We start from the raw sequence: 1,150 nt of genomic DNA, 5'->3' as shown, positions 1-1,150 counted from the left end.
TGGCGCGCAGCGCCGGATGAGCAACCGTCTTGTGCGTCAAGCGCCAGGCATGGCCGGATTCCATGTGGAGCCATGCTTGGCGATGGCGTTGAGTATCGTCAGCAGCTTGCGCATGCAGGCGACCAGGGCCACCTTCTTGCGCTTGCCGGCAGCCAGCAGGCGCTGGTAGGTGGCTTTGAGCACCGGGTTGTAACGCACCGCGGTGAGGGTGGCCATGTACAGCGTTCGCCGCACGTCGGCACGTCCTCCCCAGATGGAGCGATGGCCGCGCCTCTGTCCGGAGTCGCGGTTCAGGGGCGCCACGCCCACCAGCGCGGCGATGCGGCGCCGATCCAGCTTCCCCAGTTCGGGCAATTCGGCCAGCAGCACCGCCACGCTGGCCGATCCAATGCCCGGTACGCTGGCCAGCGCCTGGGCCAACTGGGCATGATGGCGCTGCACATGCGCAGCCGCCTCGGCTTCGCTGTCGCCTAGTTCCTGCTTCAAGCATTCGATGACCCGCTCGATGCTCGAGCGCGCCGCCGCGTGGGCCAGACGCAGGCGCTGTCGCTCGGCCGTGAGCATCTGCACCAGTTGACGCCGACGCAGCACCAGGGCCTGCAGTCGCTGGCGTTCAGCGTCGGCCAGCGGTTTGACGAAGCGCTCGCGCTCGGGATGCTGATGCAGCACGCGGGCGAAGGCCGCCAGCATGCGCGCATCCAGCGCATCCGTCTTGGCCAAGGCCCCCATCGCGCGAGCGAAGTCGCGTGCCGTGCGCGGGTTGACCACCGCCACCGCCAGGCCCTCGGCCTGAAGCGCGCAGGCCGCCTCGAACTCGTAGCCGCCCGTGGCCTCGATCACAATCAATTCGGGCGCCAAGGCCGACACCTGGCTGACCAGTTGCTCGATACCGCTGGTGTCGTTGGTGATCTGCCAGGTCTTGGCCTGGCCGCTGCTGGCGATCTCCAGCGTCTGGCTGGAAACGTCGATACCGATAAAAACAGCGTCGGACACGTCTTCTCACTCCCATCCTTGTCTATGCGAACTCAAGGCTCCTACAACCGTTCGGGCTGCAGAGAAGAACGGTCCGGCTCTGGCGCCCAGTGCTCATCCGCGGGCTTCAAACTTTCCAGGGGCGCGTCGGGCTACCGGAGCCGGGCCGAGTCCTTAA

The 1,150-nt window shown here is 66.9% G+C and carries 1 protein-coding gene; it reads right to left on the bottom strand.

All coding sequences use genetic code 11. From position 1 onward, the window contains the following. Nucleotides 1-36: 36 nt before the first annotated feature. A complete protein-coding gene (locus Z164_RS0118925; protein WP_024892208.1) occupies nt 37-993 on the bottom strand; it encodes an IS110 family RNA-guided transposase in 957 nt (318 codons plus the stop codon). Nucleotides 994-1,150 lie beyond the last annotated feature (157 nt).

This window comes from Luteimonas huabeiensis HB2 (assembly GCF_000559025.1).
In the GTDB taxonomy this organism is placed as follows: domain Bacteria; phylum Pseudomonadota; class Gammaproteobacteria; order Xanthomonadales; family Xanthomonadaceae; genus Luteimonas; species Luteimonas huabeiensis.
The sequence above is the reverse complement of the archived record's forward strand: the minus strand, read 5'-3'. Positions and strand labels throughout refer to the sequence as shown.